Raw genomic sequence first — 19,676 nt, forward strand, 5'->3', positions numbered from 1 at the left:
AACACTGATAAAATCGAACTTTCTATACTAGGAAAATAAATAAAGAGGAGGGGATGAATTTACCATAATACCCATTATATGTGAGGTTGCACCACCTTCAGTCTGGGAGCTTGGCTCTAAACTAACAAAGCCTGCTAACTCTGGCTAATAATATGCATTTTTATATCAACATGGTATTAAGTAATTATTCAGAATAATATAGTAATATCATTTATTTTTATTAAAAAATAAATGATATTCAGGAAATATATAGTATTTACACTTAATCAGCTAATCGATTAATCCAGCCGTTAATAGTAAAGCGGCTATCTGCAAAATTTTTGGAAGGACAACTCACAGGAAGTACTTCGTGCATATAGCGGCTGAGGAAGAATACTATGCTATTATTCCGAGGTTCAACTGTTTTGAAGGATTCGGAATTTACATAAAAGCTATTGGAAATTTTGCTATTGTAAATCAGCAATTTGCCACCAGAAAAATACTTAGGTTCTTGATAAAAATAATAAACGTAAGTAATTTCTCTAAGACTAGTTTCAGGGCTACCGTTATCATTATGAATTTTATAATAATTGCCATCATTATGTGCAGTGAGTTGGCTTTCAATATAATTTGTCGAAAATGCTGGTATTCCTAAGCTAACGATTACTTCAGGTAGAATCGTTTCTATTCGCTGTAAAATTAGTTGCGAGAAATCAGGAAACGAATAAAGCACCATTGAGCGGCGATAATTCATTTCGTTAGTTGAAGTACTGGTAGGTACAAAGTATGCTTCTTGTTCCAGAACATACTGGAGTAGCTGTTGATGTTCTTCTGGTGTGAAAAAGTTATCTATCTGTAGATAGTTAGAAGGTAAAATATCGATATTTGCATCTTGTACTCCCTCTACTGTTGGTAGGGAGATTTGGGATTCTGTAGTCATAATTAGTAATTCATGAGAAATGCTCTTTATATTTAATAGCAAATGCCGTAGTTAAATATAACTACGGCATTTTAAGTAAAACACAAAATTTACTGATTTTTTAGTATTTACCGAGAGTCAACGGCGTATTGAATCAGCTGGGTTAAGCGATGGCGTAGGGTTTCCAATCCTAAGCGCTGGCTAGCAGAAATAAATATTGCTAGAGGAAACTCTTCTCGCGCTAAAGCCAGGGTTTCGCTATTGACTTGGTCGATTTTGTTAAAAGCCACCAATGCTGGGCCTGGAGTCACCGGCATTTGAGCGAGGATTTCTCTAACTGAGCGAATATGACTCAACCAAGCAGGATGAGACAAATCGACCAAATGTAGTAAACCATCTGCTTCTGTGACTTCTTCTAAGGTAGCGCGGAAAGCATCCATTAATGAGGCTGGCAATTCGTGTATAAATCCTACTGTATCTGTCAGTAGAATTTCTTGGGTTTCACCTGTCTCAGCATGGGGAATTACTAGGCGGCGCGTGGTGGGGTCAAGAGTAGCAAATAGCTGGTCGGCGGTGTAAACTTCTGCATTGGTGAGGGCATTTAGCAAGGTGGATTTGCCAGCGTTTGTATAACCAACCAAAGCTACTGAGGGAACTTCTCGGTGCTGTCGGCGCTGGCGTAAGCGGGAACGGTGTGCTTGCAACTGGTTGACTTCTTGTTGCAATCGAGAAATGCGCCGCCCGATAGCACGGCGTTCAGTTTCCAGTTTGGTTTCACCAGGACCACGAGTACCGATACCACCACCCAAGCGGGACATGGCTTGTCCTCTACCAGTTAGTCGTGGCAGCATATACTCTAGCTGTGCCAGTTCTACTTGTAATTTACCAGCACGGGACTGAGCTCGTTGGGCGAATATATCCAAAATTACTTCGGTACGGTCAACTACCCTCAGACCAATTTGCGCTTCTAGGTTGCGGACTTGGGCGGGTGAGAGGTCGCGGTCAAATACAACGAGATTTGCCCCTAAGGTTTGGGCTGTTAGGGCGACTTCTTGGACTTTTCCCTCACCGACTACGGTTTGGGGATGAATCCGCGATCGCTTTTGTTGTACTGTCTGTAATACATCGCCGCCAGCGGTATCTACTAAGCGTGCCAGTTCCGCCAAAGTATCCTGGAATTCTAAAGGAGTCTGATCGTCTGTCATCACTCCCACAATTAGCACGCGATCGTGGTCAGTATCTACTTGCTGTCCCAGAAATTCTCGCTGAAATTCTGCTTCCAGATTTTCTACTAAATCGAGAAAATCTTGCTGTGTCAGTTCATCCAAACTCAGAGGTGACGATACACTCCAGCTGGGAGATGGGACACCACTCGAGCCGACTGCAAGCAAAGCCTGAGATTCTTGGGGTGTCAGGTGAGCTAAATAAGCTTCTTTGACGTATCCAGCCGCGCCTCCGCCTCGGCGGGTAAATCCCGTTCCTGTAATATTTAGTACTACTAGGGCATCTAACCTTTGCATAGCCATAGCGGTCAGCGCCGCTTCATTGGGCGGTTCTGGCTTCAGATGAGTAGCTATGCAACGAATACCGCTAAGTCGTTCTGCACCATAACGGGGCAATTCTAACGGTGGGATTTGCGTTTGACGCGGTGTCCCTACCCCTACGCGAATCACTTGTCCGCGACGGTTGAGGTAGGTACACACAGGCTGATTAATTTCCGTACTAATTGCTGCCAGACGCTGGGAAAACTCAGACGTACTGATGCGATCACCTGGTATGCGCTGGTGATACAGCCGCTGTAGTTGCTTCAGCTGGCTGGACTTTAATCCTTGGAGATTTCCGTAGATAGTCTCTATAGGCGTTTCTGACCAGTTAAATGGTCCCCCGAATCCTTCTAGGTTTATTTTACAACATCCCCAAAACACCAAACTCTATCTTCTAGCGGTTGCACTGTGCTGTAATAATATCTAGTTTGGGGATGGGGGCTAGGGACTAGAGTTTGGGGATGAGTGGCATGTGGTACCTGGCGGGAACGACTTCGCGGTAATCTAGCGGAGTCGAGATTCACCAACCGGAGCATGAGCCACACAAGGCAGACAAATGCCGAATGCCCTTGTCCCGCCACAAGCCCCATTGACCATGATGAATTAGTAATTATTTCTATGACTGACTCTACAGAAAATTGGTATATTGTCAAGCGTCCTGCTGGTAATTGCGAGATAGTGTCCAACTTAGATGGTGGGGAAGATAAACCAGAGATCATCGAACAGTGGGGTCCGTTTCCTTCTCAAGGAGAAGCGATCGCCCGTCGTGTAGGATTAATTAGGGCTGGCAAATGCCAACCCCAATAAATCACAAAATTTACAATTTTTAATTTTTCCCGGTTGTAGTAGGACTCTGAGCGGTAATTTGCTTACCTAGGACTTCAACTGCTTTAGCGAATTGGGGGTCTTCTGCCGTGGCAAGTTTATCACGCTCCCGTAGCCATAAATCTTGTTTTTGAGCATCGGTCAAGTCTATCTTGACATCGGGATCAATTCCATGCTTGTTAATATCTCTACCACTGGGAGTATGGTATTTAGCAATTGTCACTGCTAATCCTGAGCCATCTTCGAGTGGACGTACTGATTGTACCAAGCCCTTACCAAATGTTTGAGTTCCCACCAAAGTAGCGCGTTTGTTGTCCTGCAAAGCCCCAGAGAGGATTTCGCTGGCACTGGCTGAACCTTTATCGACTAAGACTACCAACGGTTTATTTGTTAAAGCACGTCCATTTGCCACTTCTCGCTCTTGTTCACCTTGGCGGTCAATAGTAGAGACAATTATCCCTTTATCCAGCCACATCCGAGCAATTTCCACGCTGGAGAATAGTAAACCACCAGGATTGCCACGCAAATCTAAAACATAACCAACAACTTGTTTAGTTTCTAAATTTTTGATGGCGTTTTGCATTTCCTTTCCAGCATTAGCACTGAACTGGTTCAGACGAATGTAGCCAACATTGCCGGCTGGGGTTTGTTTTTGCGAGAACTTAACCGGATGAATTTCGATTCTTGCTCGTTGGATTTCAAAATCTTTGGTTTGACCGCTACGCCGAATAGTCAGTTTTACCTTGGTTCCTGCTTCACCGCGAATTAGGGATACAGCTTGGTTAGTATCCATTCCCTGAGTACTTTTGCCGTCGATTTTGAGAATTTCATCCTTAGACAGAATCCCCGCTTTAAATGCTGGAGTATCTTCAATCGGGGCAATCACAACGAGCTGTTTCGTTTTTTCATCCTGACTAATTGTGATCCCAATACCTGTTAGTTCTCCAGAGGTATCAACTTGCATATTTTTGAATTCGTCAGGGTCCATAAACCGGGTGTAGGGATCATCTAGCTTCTTGAGCATTTCCCGGATGGACTTATATGCTTCCTTTTTACTACTGTAATTTTTATTTAAATATTCCTTGCGTACAGCCTGCCAATCTACCTGATTAAAAGTAGCGTCTACGTATTGGCGCTGAACTACTTGCCAAACCTCATCTATCAATTCCTTGGGACTGTTATTTAAAGCCTGACCTCGTGAGTGAATGCCAAGGCTTGTAATAGCAATAGTTGAGAGCGTTACTACCGTAGCACCCAAAACCAGCCTACTTTTTGTAATCACCATAATGACAGCTGCGCCAGAGGAAAAATTTTGTATAGTCAGTATGCTCAATGTAACACAAGGAATCTCTGTGAAGTACCCCAAGTTGACGATTCCTCATCTGCCCCACTTCCTAATCAACCTGAGGATTGATATTGGTCGGGAGCAGAATTTCTCTAGCCAGGATTTTAGCCATCTGGGGTCAACTCAGTTACGCTTGTGGATTGGTTCTGTTGAACGGTTAATTGGTTTAAGCATTACCAGCAATGGATAGTTGATTGTCAGGTTGGTCTGTGAAAGAGAAAAGCTAAAAAATGATTTCTGGGAATCACCGCCCTAAAAGTGTGGTGAGAACGTCAAAGCAAAATACTTGGCAATCCGGCGACCCCTGTGGTCGCCGTTACTCAAATTTTAAGGTTCAACCCAGCGTTCATCGGACTTAATGAGGTTAATCAATTCCTCTACGCCTTTGTCTTCTGGGACTTTTTTAATTTCTTCTCTGCCACGATATAAAGAAATATAACCAGGAGTTTTGCCAACATAGCCATAGTCCGCATCTGCCATTTCCCCAGGTCCATTGACAATACAACCCATAACTGCTATGTCTAGCCCTGTTAAGTGTTTGGTGGCTTCCCTGACTTTATGCAGTACTTCTTCCAGGTTAAACAAAGTGCGTCCACAGGAAGGACAGGCGACGTACTCTACCATTGTTTTCCGCAATCCCAAGGCTTGCAGAATGCTGTAGCAGACAGGAATTTCTTTTTCTGGTGCTTCTGTTAGTGAGACGCGAATTGTATCGCCAATGCCATCAGCGAGTAATGTGGCAATACCAGCTGTAGATTTAATCCGCCCATATTCCCCATCTCCGGCTTCTGTGACACCCAAATGTAGGGGATATTCCATACCCAACTCATCCATGCGCTTAGCCATGAGACGATAGGCTGCTACCATGACAGGGACGCGGGAGGCCTTCATGGAAATTACCAAATTGTGGAAGTTGAGCGATTCACAAATGCGAATGAATTCTAAAGCTGATTCCACCATCCCCTCTGGGGTATCGCCATAGGTAAATAGCATTCTCTCAGCTAGAGAACCATGATTGACCCCGATGCGCATGGCTTTACCTTGATCCCTTAAAGAAACCACCAAAGGTTCTAGGGTTTCGCGGATTTTTTCGCCAATTTCATCAAATTCGGCTTTGTTGTATTCAATCCTACTCGCATTGGGCTTTTCAAACACATACAAACCCGGATTAATACGTACTTTCTCGATGTGCTTGGCAACTTCCAAAGCAATTTTCATGCCATTGTGATGCACATCAGCAACAATGGGCACGTCTTGGTAGGTTTTAAGGAGTTTTTGCTTAATTTCCGCTAAAGCTTTGGCATGAGCCATACTGGGCACAGTGACGCGGACAATTTCGCAGCCAATCTCGTGCAGACGACGAATAGCTGCCACAGATTCATCGATATCTAGTGTGTCTTCATTAATCATTGACTGCACTACTACAGGGTAGCCACCGCCAATGGTGACGCTTCCCACCTTTACCGGACGGGTTTTACGGCGCTTGATTGTTGTATCAAAGGTGAGTTCACTAGATGTGGTGTTTACAGTTGTAACTGTGGGCAGAGTTTGCATAACCTCATTAGGTAAATTTGCTGTAGCGAAAATATCAAATTTCAATTTCTCTGTTTTTCAGATTGCCACAGTTGGGGTGATTTTAGTCAATGCGGGAGTAAAAAAAAAAGAAAGAGAGACAGCAGCAGAAATAAAGAAGATTTATCGATTTTTATCTCAACGGAAAATAGAGGATTTACCAAGCTTTTTTACTGGCTGGCGATCGCTCTGTTACTGAGTGTTCAATGCTATCACTAACGCCAATTATTTTATCAAATCAGCTTTCATAAGCTTTATCTATGAGATGCATCAAGGCGCAGCTTTAATTACCACGGTATTTCAGGAGTATATAATAAACAATCCATAACTGAGGGTGAAAGAAATGAATAAATTATTATTTATCATCAATAGTTAAAATATCAACATCTAAGTAAGTAGGCGGAAATAAACACAACTATGTACTTTATGTAAACATGCTTGAAACCTTTACCAATGACTAATGACCAATGACGTAGCATTACTCAAATTCGCATTGCGGAAATTGACAGCAATTAACTCAACATCCTTGAGATTAACACCGCTGAGGTCAACACTAGAAAAATCTCTTTCACCTGCTGTGTAAAGTCTGAGTATTTCATCTCGGTTCATCAGGGCGATCGCACAATCGGGATTTGATTAATACAAATATACTCTGAAGACAGAAAAGCGATCGCATCATAAGTGAGTGCGATCGCCTGGGAATTTCTGACTTATTTGCAGTATCTAACCGACACAGTAGTTGTAAGGAGCTTTTTCACCTGCTCGATCAACAATTGCCCAATGTTGCTCACTATTTATTTGATCGGCAATCAGCTCAAAAATCCAGCTAGTTTCGGTAGTTTCCCCTCCTTCTAGCTCATGTCCCCTCTTTGCTGAATACAAAATAATTTTGGCATTGGGTTGATTTACATAAGAACGCAAAACTTTCATCGTTGTAGCTTTATCTGCATTCGGCGGTAAACCATCATAACCACCTGGATTGTCTAGCATTAAACTTAAAGGACTCCCGATATCATTTACATCTTCAAGAAAGCTGCGGAGTGCTAGTTTTAAGGCTTCTGTAAATGTTACCTTACCACCCAAAGCTGTTTGTCTAATAATGGCACTGGGGCTAGCTTCAACGACTAATTGGGGTACGCCTAATTCAGCTTTAATGCCGGCGATACTGTTAGTGCCATAAGCCCAAGTAGAAACATTATTACCCTGAGCATCAAAAAGTTTGCCTTCATCCCCTGAATCTTTCCAAAGAGCTGTTGAACTACCAAAACTGAAACCACCTGATTCTGGGTGAACCTGATTGCTATAGACACGGAAACTCTTACCAGGCTGTAACAAAGTCCCTTTGGCAAAAGTGAATATTTGCTTATTGCTACCAGCAGAAGTAACTCGCCAACCTGACAAATCTGCTGGTGTAGTTCCCTTGTTGCTAATCTCGATATATTCGTCGTCTTGAGTTCGCTTAATCTTGCCTTTGTAGAAAATCTGGGAAATGAATACATCACCTGTAGCCACAGCGGTTGGTTCTGGTTCTGCTTCAGTAGTTGGTGTTTCTGGTTGTGGTTGTGGTGCGATCGCAGTTGGTGTTTCTGGTTGTGGTTTTGGTTGTGGTTGTGGTTGTGGTTGTGGTGCGATCGCAGTTGGTGTTTCTGGTTGTGGTTGAGACGGAGTAGAGATTACCTCAACAGGTCGGCTATAAACTCCTAGGCGGATTAATAAATCCTGTGGGCCGCCATGCGCACCGAAGAAGCCGATAATTTCATGACCAGCAGGCGCTTCAAAAACAAAGGGTTCGACTTCTTGTTTGCCACTTCCGCCACCAAATACTTGAGACTTCACTCCTTTTTGGGTTTCAAACTGGAGAGTGATAATTTCTTCTTTGGGATAACCTGGTGCTTGTCTACCCCAGCTACCGGTAATCTTAGTAATGTAATCTCCGGGCGCTAAGGATACTTGCACTTTGTTACCTCCGCCGCTGCCAACAGAAGTTGTACTATAGATTTCCGCTGGACTAGAACCGACATCTTCATATTCAACCTGAAGTGTACCAATAGCCCAAGCTACCATCATGGATACAGTTTTGATTCGCGATTTTGGAGCGCTATTTTTGGGCAGGAATTCAAAATCTTTGGCTGCAATTGAGCCGCCTTTTGGCCCTTGTTTGACCAGTACCCCTTCTGCGTTTCCACTAGATATGACTTCCAGGAACCACTCGTTACCGATACCTGTATGCCAGCTGGTGACACCTTGTGGTGAGTCAGGACGATGTAAATAATCTCCTTTCCAGGACTTGAGTTTGATTTTGTTGTCGCCGATGAATTCTACAATCCACTCATTGCCAATACCTGTATTCCAGGTGGTGACACCTTGTGGTGAGTCAGGACGATGTAAATAATCCCCTTTCCAAGACTTGAGTTTAATTTTGTTGTCGTCGATGACTTCTACAATCCACTCATTGCCAATACCTGTATTCCAGCTTGTGACATCTTGTGGTGAGTCAGGACGATGTAAATAATCTCCTTTCCAGGACTTGAGTTTGATTCTGCTATTCGTTGGCAGATTTATTTGTGCAGGTTTTACTTGCTTACCTTCAAATACTGCTATCAACCCTTGTCCGTTCGCATGAGTGAGGACAAGCTGATTTTCTGGCGATTCAGGAGCCAAATCCACAATTGAATTACCGTTATTGTGATATAGAGATTTGACTCCAGCAAAAATTGGATGAGAACTATTAACAGCTTGCTTGCCACTAATACCGTTGTATTGTCCTAATAGTTTCAAGCCAAAGGCATTGAGAAAAGTATTCCAACGTTCTGCTTCTTGTTGAGAACCGCCAACACCAGTACCAGCCATCAAATAAACATTACCGCCAGCGTTGACATACTCAATGAGTACTTTGTTATCAACGGCATTTCCAGCTACAAATATGCCGTCGTAATTTAATAAAGTCGGCAGATCGAATTGGATGCTGGTTCCTGTAGTCCAGGTGTAACCTGCTTTAATCAGTGTTTGTGCCAAAGCCGATTCTGTCAAACCAAAGTTAGTAGAGTAGGCATGGAACTTACCATTTCCACGACCACCAGTAAACCATTTTGCAACATTGGTAGCAAAAATCGCCGCGTCAGGTGCTTGTTGAAATCCTTGATTACTGAGAGTCCATTCGTCAGCATCAACAACTATTTTCCCCTGCTTCTTGATTGGCTGGATGGGTTTGATAGGGATTAGCTGTTGCTGCCAAGTAGCACCGTTAATTGTGCCATTTTGACCATTTCCAGTATTATCAGCAACCGTAGTACCAGCGCCTTCGTTTAAAGGCCAATAGCCTACTAGACTCACCTCATTTCCTATGAGTCGGCTATGCATTTGCTGTTGAATTTGTTCTTGACTGCGCGCAACATTCCAAACGCGAATTTCCGACATTTGACCATCAAAGTAACCATCATTTGACCAGTTACTTTTACCGATGTAGTTCTGTGTCCGGTTAATTGTCTCTGGAAGTTGTAGCTGTCCACTTTGGATTAATTGACCATTTTTGTAAAGTTTGCCTATCCCAGACTTATCAATAGTTGCAGCTAAGTGCATCCATTTTCCAGTTTCTAGCACATCAGCGCTGGTAACTCGTTTTTCTCCAGCACTAGTTTTCACATCAATTGCTAGTTGTTTGGTTGTGCCTGGATTAGCAAAAACAATGTTATTTTTCCCGGCTCCATTGCCAAAATCAATGATTCTCGACCAATGTTTAAAGCTGTTGTATCGTACCCATGCTTCTACACTAAATCCCTGAGAATAATCGTTAAAGAATTAGTTTTGATGGCTTCACTATTATTTTTTCCTGAGCCATCAAGACGACCATCTAAATAAAATGTTGATACGCCTTTGGAGAAAACTACGACTACATGATGCCATTCATTTAAAGAGAAAACAGTGTTAGCAGAAACGTTTTGTTGTCCTCCGGTGAGACGCAATTTTCTGCCAGTGCTGCCATCGTAGGTGTCAAAATTATAGCCATCGTTCACACCAGCCGTTGTTTTATCAACAAGTCTATATCCTCTTGATGTGTTGGCTTCCGGTTGTTTAATCCACAGAGAAATGGTGAAATTTTCAGTTAAATTCAGCAGCTCATTGTGAGCAATTTCAATATAGTCATCAATCCCATCAAATTGATAAGCACTGTTGGAATTACCAAATCTATCGGTGGTCAGTGTAGCGCCGTAAACGGTTCCATGTAAACTATGACCACTGGCATCCTGTGCATTACCGTTAAATGGATAATGAGCGATTAATCCTTGTTTGAGTAGTTCTCCCGCAAGTTGTTGAAACTCTGCATTACTCAAAACCCATTCATCAGATTTGCCTAGTATCTTGCTCTGGTTTTCAGCTGCTTGCATATGATTTTTCTAATTTTTTGAGTTGAATAACCTATTGAGGATCAGTGATTGTTGCGTTATTTTTGACAGTCCGACCCTCAAAATATTAGTGAAAACTCATAGATTTTGCTTTCCACTTTCACGAGTTTATGCGCTTATCAATGATTCTGTTTGAGTAAAATTACTGAGAATTTGAATTTTTAGGAAAATTTAATTTCAGACTAAATAGTTAATTAGTAAGGTTTTCAGATTGTCTAGTCGAATTTCCCAGCTACAATGAAGAGAGCGTAATTATACTACATAATCAATGTATTTATACTGAGTTAAAATTTCTATACAATCAAAGTTAGTTAATTAAACTCAGCGAGATTGATATACCTAAGTAAGCGAAAGAGGCGATGAGTTCGGTAACGCCTTCTGATGCATCCGCTACGTGAACAGCAAACTGAATCACAATCTAAATATGAACACCCAAGCCACAAGCCAACTCCCGATTCCGCCACACTTTTACCCTGATAAAGTAGGCGAAGTCTGGCGCGTACCTTACCAAGAACTTGCAACACAAGCCCAAGTATGGGGAAAACAACATAACATCCAACCAGCATCTGTTGATAATCACCGGATTTGTTTACTTTTAATTGATGTTCAAAATACCTTTTGTATTCCTGGATTTGAATTATTTGTAGGCGGAAAATCTGGTAAAGGTGCAGTAGAAGATAATCAGCGCTTGTGTGAATTTATTTATCGCAACTTAGGGGTAATTACAACCATTACGCCAACGATGGATACGCACACAGCAATGCAAATTTTCCATCCGATTTTCTGGATAAATGCAACTGGTGAACACCCAATACCAGCAGCCACAAACATTACCCCAACAGATATAGAACAAGGTATTTGGAAAGTTAACCCCGCAGTTGCTAACAGTATTACTCAAGGGGATTACGAATTATTAGAAAAACACGCTTACCACTACGTTAAACAGCTAAGTCAAGATGGTAAATATCCCCTGACTATTTGGCCTTATCATTCGATGTTAGGCGGTATTGGTCATGCTTTAGTATCTTCAGTAGAAGCAGCAATTTTTTTCCATTGCATTGCGCGTCAAAGTCAAACCCAATTTGAAATTAAAGGTGATAATCCCTTAACAGAAAATTATTCAGTTTTACGTCCAGAAGTTTTAATAGATTTTGCGCAAAATCCCCTTGCTCAAAAAAATACCCGCTTGATTCAGCAACTTTTAGACTTTGATGCTGTGATTATCGGTGGACAAGCTAAAAGTCATTGTGTAGCTTGGACAATTGACGATTTATTAACAGAAATAAAACAAGTAGATGCCAAATTAACTAAAAAACTTTATCTGCTAGAAGATTGTACTTCTCCTGTTGTTGTTCCGGGAATTGTTGACTACACAGAACAAGCTGATGCAGCCTTTACGAGGTTTGCAGCAGCAGGAATGCATATTGTCAAATCTACCGAAGTGATTCAGTTAATTGGTAATTGAATTATTTGGATATTTCTTATTTGAGAATTAGTAATTAATTATTAATTCTTTTTTTATCGCAGAGTAATACAGAAATTACCTCGGCGAAATTTTGCTTTGCTCTGCGTATTAAAATAATACGTATTCAATCAATTATTGCATGTCATGGATGGTTGTAAAGGGCGGTGTCTCCCATTGGTGTCAACTTAAGTCAAAACGCTTATTCCACAGGCATTTTACCCCACCCCTCAATCCCCTCCCCGTAAACGGGGAGGGGACGTTTTGCGTCAGCAAAACTGGGGTGGGGTAGCGCGGATCTTGATGGTACGTGATTTTGTATCAAATCACATCCTGGCAAGGGTTTCACGTTAAGTTGACACGGGTGGGTGTCTCCCCACCCCTACAAATGCATCTGTCGCAATATTTTTTCAAATTGGGATCAATTTTATTTTTTTAAATAAGCTTTTGGATCTTGAGCTACCCAACCAACAGATGAACTAGAACGCATTTCAAAATGTAGGTGAGGTTGTTTTGCCGCAGGTTGTCCAGTAGTACCAACGGTTCCCAACAAGTCTCCTTTATTCACTTGCTGACCAGCACTTACCTTGATAGTGTCGAGATGGGCGTAGCGACTTTGAAGTCCGCCACTGTGATTGATGATGACCAACTTGCCATAACTGCCCTGTTCGCGGGCAAAGGCTACGGTTCCAGGTGCGATCGCTTCTACAGGTGTACCTAAAGCTGCGAATAAGTCTACCCCACTGTGAAAAAAGACTTCACCGGAATTAGGATTAATTTGCCAGCCATAAGGTAAGGCGACAGTTGTCACTGCTGGCAAAGGATAGCCACTGATTTGGCTAGGCGGCTGATTCGGCGTAGGCGGGGCAGTTACAACACGATTTGACGATCCATTCACCCCAGGAACAAACACAATTCTAGGGTTTTGTTGACAGCCATTGATTTCAAACATGGCATCAGGACGAACTTTATACTTGGCTGCTACTTGTCGCCAAGTTTGCCCCTGAGGCACTTCTACGACAATTCCATTGTAGGGAGCAATCTGAAGTTCGCTGCCAACAGTCACAGTGCCATTTTTCACATTAGGATTCATACTGATAATAGTTGCCGGATTGAGATTATAGCGCTGCGCTATACTCTCTAGCGTTTCGCCACGAGCAACTATATGGCGCTGGAAACGAGATAGGGCAGGAGTCGGGCAACTCTCTACACCAGCTTTAGCACTTTGCCAGCCAGGGAGTATAAATCCTAGCCCCAAAGTGCTGACAAAAGCACAGATAAACAATAGACGGTAGGGACGAGTCATGTCTACCAGTAAAGAGAGCGTCAATTTTAGATTTTAAATTAGGTACTGGAGAGTAGAAGTTGATGGGAGGCTAGTAGTTCCCCGTAAGCTTGATGAAAGGCTATCAGGAGAAATTAGAATTACTTAATATCTCTCTACTGTTTCTTGACTCTTCTGTCAAATTGATCTGTCCACTTGCTGTTTGCTTGACTAAACTTAGAAATTAGCAACTGCATTGCTGTCCTGTGAGCGAAATTATTATGAAGTTATCTTTAAAGCAACTGGCCGTCTACATATCTTTACTGTTAATTGGTGGTGGTGCAGGTTTGTTAGGCAGTCGCTATTTCCTGCCAAAACGTTACTCTTTTCAGGAATTAAAAAATGTTACAGTGGCTTTGCCGCCTGAATCCGTAGCTCCTAATCCTGTAAGTAGTCCGATTGGGGCAACTGGGGGCGATAATGTAAATTTTATTGCCACTGCTGTGCAACAAGTTGGCCCTGCTGTAGTGCGAATTAATGCCACCCGCAAAGTCCCGAATCCGATTTCTGATGCTTTAAAAAATCCTCTATTGCGGCGATTTTTTGGTGAGGATGAGCAACCAATCCCAGAAGAACGAATTGAACGCGGTACAGGGTCAGGATTTATTTTAAGCACCAACGGAGAATTACTGACTAATGCTCATGTAGTTTCTGATACGGACACAGTACAAGTTACCCTCAAGGATGGTCGGACATTTGAGGGTAAGGTTTTGGGAGTTGATGCGGTTACAGATGTAGCAGTAGTGAAAATTCCGGCGAATAAATTACCTACGGTCAAGCTGGGCAATTCACAAAACTTGATCCCCGGTCAGTGGGCGATCGCAATTGGCAATCCCTTGGGTTTAGATAATACTGTGACAATTGGTATTATCAGCGCTACCGATCGCACTAGCGCTCAAGTTGGTGTTCCCGAAAAGCGAGTTAGCTTTATCCAAACCGACGCAGCAATTAACCCTGGTAACTCTGGCGGGCCATTGTTAAACGCCCAAGGCGAGGTGATTGGTGTCAATACTGCCATCCGTGCTGATGCTCAAGGTCTTGGTTTTGCAATCCCGATTGAAACCGCTGCCAGGATTGCGAATGAACTAGTTACCAAAGGGCGTGTAGAACATCCTTTTCTGGGAGTGGAAATGACAGACCTGACTCCGGCAAAAAAGCAGCAGATTAATCAAGAAAATCAACTTAATATCCAGCAGGATGCCGGTGTTGTCATTAAGGGCACCCTAGACAATTCGCCAGCCAAACAGGCAGGACTACTTCCTGGCGACGTAATTCAAAAAGTTAACCGCAAGCCAGTTAAAACCTCGGCTCAAGTGCAGAGGCTAGTCGAATCAAGTTCAGTGGGCGACGTACTCGAAATTGAAGTCAACCGTAATGGCAAAACCCAAATTTTCAAAGTGCAATCAGGGGCTTATCCTCAGAAGAAGTAGCCAGGGGGATATGAGGGGACAAGGGAGACAACTGACTGTTGACTGTTGACCATTGACTATTGACTAGACAAATGATCCAACTGCATCCTCTGTTCCATCTGGCGCAGGAAATAGCCCGTCATCATCGCTGATGCCAAAAGACCCGCTAGATTTTCTCTATCAGTTGTGATTTGCACGTTGAAATTTTCTGGGGGTAGCATTCCCACGAGTCCTTGGACGTTTTGCGAAATAATTTGCTTAATTTCGGGGCTTACGGACTGGGCAACACGGGCTAAAACTTCAGGCGACTGGTGCTGTAGATATTTGAGCAACTGATTGGGATTTTCCTCAAAGTAGTCGTTTAGAAGTTGGTTGGCTTGTTCCTCAGAGTTGTCATTGAGAAAGTCAGGATTAAACTCCATTGGCAGTTTTTTGTAGCTTAGTTGCTGATTCTACTCTAAACCATAGTACAAGGGTAGTGCATTCCCCAGTGGTATAACCTGTAGGCTCTATCTGCGGGAAGGGGCTAGGGGCTAGGGAAGGGGGACAAATGACCATTGACTATTGACCAATGATCCAATGCCCAATGCCCAATGCCCAATGCCTACAAATTATTCGGCTATTGCTTCTGCTTCAAGTTCTAAATCTAGTTCTAGTTGTTGTTCTTTTTGATTTGTGGCTAGTATCTGAGGCAGTTGTTCAATTTGAAAATACTGATGAAATTTTGGTGTTACTTGTAGCGAGTAAGAGCGAGAGTCGCTGTCTCGGCGTTTTTTGACAAAACCGAGTTCCACAAGTTCGGGAACGTGTTGATACACTCCAGAACCTCGCAGGTTAATTAAGTCACTTTGGAGTATGGGGCTATTGAGGGCGATCGCGGCTAAAGTCCGCAATGCACCTAAACCTAATTCTACAGGGATGAGTGTTTGCACTAAATCGTGAAAATCAGACCGCAATTGCAAACTATAACCATTTGCTGTCTCTACGACTTCTAGGGCGCTCTCTCGGCGGGCATATTCGTCCATGAGTTCAATTATGCCTTCCTCGATTGTAGCGCGATCGCACGCGGCATACTCGGCGATTTCACCGAGCGACAAGGGCTTACCCTTTAAATAGAGAATTGCTTCTATCTTAGTCGCTGTGGCTGTATTCATGAGTCGTTAGTCATTAGTCATTAGTCATTGGTCATTTGTCATCTGTATTTGACAACTGACACCTGACAAAAGACGAGTTCCAAGTGTGTGGGATAATATCATAATCACTATGATTTGTCAATGGGTATGGAGCATTGGGCATTGGGCTTGTGGCGGGACAGTGGAAGAGATGGGGAAGAAAACTCCCCACACTTCCCACACTTCCCACACTCCCTCATCTCCCTATGCCCCATGCCCCTATTCCCGACTTTTGAGGATAAATTCTGCGATCGCTAAATCTTGGGGAGTGGTCACTTTGAGATTAGTTTCCTCACCTGGGACTATTCGGACTTCGATACCACACTTTTCAAACAAAGCCGCATCGTCAGTTACTTCCCAAGCTTGACGCACACCTTCGGCGTGACATTGTTTCAATAACTTGACATCAAATCCTTGAGGAGTTTGTGCCGCCCATAATTGTCGTCGGTCGGGGGTACTTCGGATTATGCCATGTTCATCAACAACTTTGATAGTGTCTTTGACGGGGATCGCGGCAATTAAACCCGGACAGTGGCGAATAGCTTGGGCACAGGAATTGAGTAAATCTGGTGTGGCTAGACATCTAGCGCCATCGTGAATTAAAACTTGCTCTGCGGCAGCTGGTAGCGCCTGCAAGCCATTGTAAACAGATTCTTGCCTGGTGGAACCGCCCCGAATGAATTCCACTGGCTTAGTCAGCTTTAAACCAGCGATAATTTCCCGGAAATCATCCCAATCAGTGGGTTGGGAAATGATCCCAATCCAAGTGATGCTAGTTGCCGCTTCGGCGGCTTTGAGAGTCCAACTAATAATCGGTTGCGATCGCACTTTGAGTAGGAGTTTATTGCGATCGCTGCCCATTCTTCGTCCTATACCCGCAGCTGGAATTAGTAAATACACAGAATTCTTCAATCTTTTGGCTATATATTTTCCCCTAAAATAGGGAGCGAGTAAGCGTCAATAAATATTATGCGAGTAGTAGCCCTTGTACCTGGCGGAGAGGCTGAGCAAATTCTTTTGTTTCCGACTTTAGACGATCTGAAGCGTTATTATCCCAACGCGCAGATCGATGTCGTAGTGGAACCCCGGTCAAAGGCTGCCTACCGGGTGAGCAAGTCCATTAACGAGGTAGTGGCCTTTGATTACAGAGATCGTAACAGTTTGGCAGATTGGAGTAACCTGGTGGGCATAATTCGCGATCGCGAGTACGATGTCGCCATTACTGTAGGGAGAAGCTGGCTGGTGGGTCTTTTACTTTGGTTAACGGGAATTCCCACACGTATTGGCTACCAAGGTAAAGGAGCAGTTTTTCTCACCAAAACTCTAGCTTTCCAACCTTCCCAATATTTGCCAAAAGTGTACCACGACTTGCTGCAACCGTTCGGCATTGAGTCCCCTTGTCCAGAATTAGCAGTTAATCTGCCAAAACCAGATATTGAGTGGGCACAAAAGGAACAAAAGCGCCTAGGAGTTAATGAAACAGGTTATGTCTTGATTGATCCTGCTTCTACCCAGTCATCCCAAATCTATCCGGCGAAAAACTGGCAGAAAATTATCCAAGAATTTCAACAAAAGCAGCCAGATTTGCCCGTTGTCATCGTCCAAAAACCTGAGGATGAACAGATTGTGCGATCGCTTTTGGAATCTTGTCATCATCTGAAGGTGACTTCCCCAGATAATATCGGCAAGCTGGCGGCGATGATTGGCGGAGCAAGTTTGTTGCTGACTACTGATAGCGTCACCCTGCAACTTAGTGTTGCAGTTCAAACTTATACCATCGCCTTATTTGGAGCCACAGATCCAGCGCCGTTATTGCCTCAGAGTGAGAAATTCTTGGCTATCAAATCCTCTACAGGTGCATTGGCAGATATTTCACCCCAAGTAGTTTTAGAAAAACTCTGGGGTGGCTAACCCAGGAGTTACCCGAAAAACAACAAACAAAGGACATTGATTGAGCCAGCATCAAACCCCAACCCAAGATTGGTTTGGCATATCAGCGTACTTAGGGGTTTAGCATTGCTAAACCCCTTCTTCTTTGCTGCTAGTACTCCACCACATTAATTTTCATGGGCTGCAAGATACCTGCCTTCATTCTTCAAGAAGGTAAGTATCTCACCGAAGAAGCAGGGAAGCGTGTGAGCAGAGGACTGGAGAAAGATTTTGGATTTCTCTGGCTTTAAGAGTTCAGAGCAACTAAATTTATTTATGCTCAAAAGAAAAACATTTATTTTGAGATGCAACGCACGAGGAATAATACGTCCTTGTTCAGAGCAACTACATTTATGTATGGGGTTTCTCCCCTGCCCCCATCCCCTGTCCCCCTCTGCCTCTTCGTTGACCCTTGGCAGAATTACCCTTTACCAGACAAGCTTTTGAGAAACAGTAAATTTATTTTGCTCCCAAATCGTTAGTTTCACCAAATTTTTGGGAAGAATACAACTTGGATTACTCCAATCCTCTTTATTTCCCGCAAACTTTTGCACCGGGAAATTGAGGAAATTGCAGGCAATTAATTTTGATGGTTGGAATTCTTACCCAGTAGCCATTCCTCATCCTGTTTCCCTCAATGCCCAATATCTAAAAAATCAATCAGGAACTTGGTGTTTTGTTACAAAATGAATAAACCACAGTCAAAAATTTACGTTAAAACTAAAGACTAGCGCACCCAGCATTCATAACTGAGGATACTTGGCTTTTGGGCGATCACATGTTATTTAAATCACCAAATTTGTTCAGCCTAGAAGTGAATCTAACGCCCCAAATTAGTATTCATTAGTTACTTTCTTGTCTTTAGGCAGATGCATTTATCGTGACTGATGTTGATCTATCAAAAGGAAAAATAAATGGCGATTCGATTGCATGGCTTTCTTAGCAGTCCCAAGCGTTACATTCAGATTGAAAGTCAGCCACATCATATAACTGGAATTTTTCAAATAATTCTCAACTTCCAGAGCTTACATGGCTGCAAATTTGCGGATGTTCATCATGCTTATTACGAGATGGAAGCCGATGGAACTATAACTTTTTACCAAGGTAAAAAAGACGAAACTGGTGAATCGGGTATTTGGACATATCTGGTATTTGAATGCCAAGCAGGCGAAGAAAAAATCTTCTCCGATTTGTTGATTGATACAAACACAAGTCCTTTACAGCAACTATTAGCTGGTCAAAAACTTACTCAAGTGGCTGTAGATATTCATGAATATCTCAAATATAAAGATAATGAATCTGAATATATGGATATTCAATTACCCTGTAATTGGAACAATCAACTAGGCAACGAAATCGCCTATCTGCTGCTAGAGGAAATTAAAGCTTTCAAATCCTCATCTGTGTTTACAGAAGATGTGGGTAAAGAATATATACGAGCAACTTTAGATGGATTTCTGCAAGCAGCACAAGAAATTTTAGCCAAAAATGGTACAACTAAAGATTTTGAATCTGCCCAATATGATGTGCTGAATAAAATTCAGATTAATGATATTGCAAATTTAATTATTGCATATAACGATTATCGGATATGGCAGGCTGCCTTACCCAGTAAATCGAAAGCAGTGGAATTTGCTTTTAATACTGCATTAAATATGATATGTCGGATTAATTGAGCAATTCTATTTGAGTTGTCAGTTGTCAGTTGTCATTAGTGCCCACCCTATAAAAATCGCTCAATTAGCAGAGGGTGGGCATTTTCTACAACGATATCATCAGGGTTTGGGCGAAGA

Annotated in this window: 17 protein-coding genes; 6 read left to right on the forward strand and 11 right to left on the reverse strand. The window is 42.8% G+C overall.

Features of this window, described 5'->3' with window-relative positions:
* Positions 1-262: 262 nt before the first annotated feature.
* Together AACU32_RS26815 and hflX are read right to left on the reverse strand one after the other, a co-directional pair.
* Complete coding sequence (locus AACU32_RS26815) at positions 263-919, reverse strand: 2OG-Fe(II) oxygenase (RefSeq protein ID WP_096604207.1); 657 nt, start codon at positions 917-919, stop codon at positions 263-265.
* A 107-nt stretch (positions 920-1,026) separates the two neighbouring features.
* Positions 1,027-2,754, reverse strand: a complete 1,728-nt coding sequence (hflX, locus tag AACU32_RS26820; protein ID WP_339378709.1) for a GTPase HflX — start codon at positions 2,752-2,754, stop codon at positions 1,027-1,029.
* Positions 2,755-3,060: 306 nt separating this feature from the next.
* Here hflX and AACU32_RS26825 point away from each other — a divergent pair, with 306 nt between their 5' ends.
* Positions 3,061-3,249 (forward strand): DDE transposase family protein, encoded by a 189-nt coding sequence (locus AACU32_RS26825; RefSeq protein WP_096604208.1) that lies wholly within the window; start codon positions 3,061-3,063, stop codon positions 3,247-3,249.
* Positions 3,250-3,268: 19 nt separating this feature from the next.
* Here the strand turns inward: AACU32_RS26825 and ctpC are convergent, their stop codons facing one another.
* Positions 3,269-4,552, reverse strand: a complete 1,284-nt coding sequence (gene ctpC, locus AACU32_RS26830) for a carboxyl-terminal processing protease CtpC (RefSeq protein WP_096604209.1) — start codon at positions 4,550-4,552, stop codon at positions 3,269-3,271.
* Position 4,553: 1 nt separating this feature from the next.
* On the opposite strand from ctpC, the gene AACU32_RS26835 reads away from it, so the two are divergent.
* Positions 4,554-4,802, forward strand: a complete 249-nt coding sequence (locus AACU32_RS26835) for a hypothetical protein (protein ID WP_096604210.1) — start codon at positions 4,554-4,556, stop codon at positions 4,800-4,802.
* A gap of 137 nt (positions 4,803-4,939) precedes the next feature.
* On the opposite strand, the gene ispG is transcribed toward AACU32_RS26835, so the two are convergent.
* The 4 genes from ispG to AACU32_RS26855 form a co-directional block, all read right to left on the reverse strand.
* Positions 4,940-6,166, reverse strand: a complete 1,227-nt coding sequence (gene ispG, locus AACU32_RS26840; RefSeq protein ID WP_096608190.1) for a (E)-4-hydroxy-3-methylbut-2-enyl-diphosphate synthase — start codon at positions 6,164-6,166, stop codon at positions 4,940-4,942.
* A 465-nt stretch (positions 6,167-6,631) separates the two neighbouring features.
* Positions 6,632-6,793 (reverse strand): pentapeptide repeat-containing protein, encoded by a 162-nt coding sequence (locus tag AACU32_RS26845; protein ID WP_096604211.1) that lies wholly within the window; start codon positions 6,791-6,793, stop codon positions 6,632-6,634.
* A gap of 114 nt (positions 6,794-6,907) precedes the next feature.
* A complete protein-coding gene (locus AACU32_RS26850; protein WP_445223194.1) occupies positions 6,908-9,826 on the reverse strand; it encodes a lamin tail domain-containing protein in 2,919 nt (972 codons plus the stop codon).
* A gap of 122 nt (positions 9,827-9,948) precedes the next feature.
* Positions 9,949-10,569: a LamG domain-containing protein gene (locus AACU32_RS26855; RefSeq protein ID WP_096604212.1), complete on the reverse strand. Its 621-nt coding sequence runs from the start codon at positions 10,567-10,569 to the stop codon at positions 9,949-9,951.
* Between the two features lie 442 nt (positions 10,570-11,011).
* Here AACU32_RS26855 and AACU32_RS26860 point away from each other — a divergent pair, with 442 nt between their 5' ends.
* Entirely contained in the window at positions 11,012-12,052 is a 1,041-nt protein-coding gene (locus tag AACU32_RS26860; protein WP_096604213.1) for an isochorismatase, read from the forward strand.
* A gap of 424 nt (positions 12,053-12,476) precedes the next feature.
* On the opposite strand, the gene AACU32_RS26865 is transcribed toward AACU32_RS26860, so the two are convergent.
* Entirely contained in the window at positions 12,477-13,355 is an 879-nt protein-coding gene (locus AACU32_RS26865; protein ID WP_096604214.1) for a LysM peptidoglycan-binding domain-containing M23 family metallopeptidase, read from the reverse strand.
* Positions 13,356-13,594: 239 nt separating this feature from the next.
* Here AACU32_RS26865 and AACU32_RS26870 point away from each other — a divergent pair, with 239 nt between their 5' ends.
* Positions 13,595-14,803, forward strand: a complete 1,209-nt coding sequence (locus tag AACU32_RS26870; RefSeq protein ID WP_096604215.1) for an HhoA/HhoB/HtrA family serine endopeptidase — start codon at positions 13,595-13,597, stop codon at positions 14,801-14,803.
* 56 nt (positions 14,804-14,859) lie between these two features.
* Here AACU32_RS26870 and AACU32_RS26875 read toward each other — a convergent pair whose 3' ends face one another.
* From AACU32_RS26875 to ispD, 3 genes are all read right to left on the reverse strand, one after another.
* On the reverse strand, positions 14,860-15,204 hold the full coding sequence (locus tag AACU32_RS26875; RefSeq protein WP_086757124.1) for a DUF760 domain-containing protein: 345 nt from the start codon (positions 15,202-15,204) through the stop codon (positions 14,860-14,862).
* A 189-nt stretch (positions 15,205-15,393) separates the two neighbouring features.
* Positions 15,394-15,936, reverse strand: a complete 543-nt coding sequence (gene scpB, locus AACU32_RS26880; protein WP_096604216.1) for an SMC-Scp complex subunit ScpB — start codon at positions 15,934-15,936, stop codon at positions 15,394-15,396.
* Between the two features lie 237 nt (positions 15,937-16,173).
* Positions 16,174-16,854, reverse strand: coding sequence for a 2-C-methyl-D-erythritol 4-phosphate cytidylyltransferase (ispD, locus tag AACU32_RS26885; RefSeq protein ID WP_096604217.1), 681 nt, complete (start codon positions 16,852-16,854; stop codon positions 16,174-16,176).
* 69 nt (positions 16,855-16,923) lie between these two features.
* On the opposite strand from ispD, the gene AACU32_RS26890 reads away from it, so the two are divergent.
* Together AACU32_RS26890 and AACU32_RS26895 are read left to right on the forward strand one after the other, a co-directional pair.
* The gene (locus AACU32_RS26890; protein WP_096604218.1) at positions 16,924-17,865 is read left to right on the forward strand and encodes a glycosyltransferase family 9 protein; all 942 of its coding nucleotides are present in this window, start codon (positions 16,924-16,926) and stop codon (positions 17,863-17,865) included.
* Between the two features lie 932 nt (positions 17,866-18,797).
* Positions 18,798-19,559 carry a hypothetical protein gene (locus tag AACU32_RS26895; RefSeq protein WP_096604219.1) on the forward strand — a complete coding sequence of 254 codons (762 nt, stop codon included), beginning with the start codon at positions 18,798-18,800 and terminating at the stop codon, positions 19,557-19,559.
* The last annotated feature ends 117 nt before the right edge of the window (positions 19,560-19,676 follow it).

Source organism: Calothrix sp. NIES-2100, assembly GCF_963875285.1.
In the GTDB taxonomy this organism is placed as follows: domain Bacteria; phylum Cyanobacteriota; class Cyanobacteriia; order Cyanobacteriales; family Nostocaceae; genus Aulosira.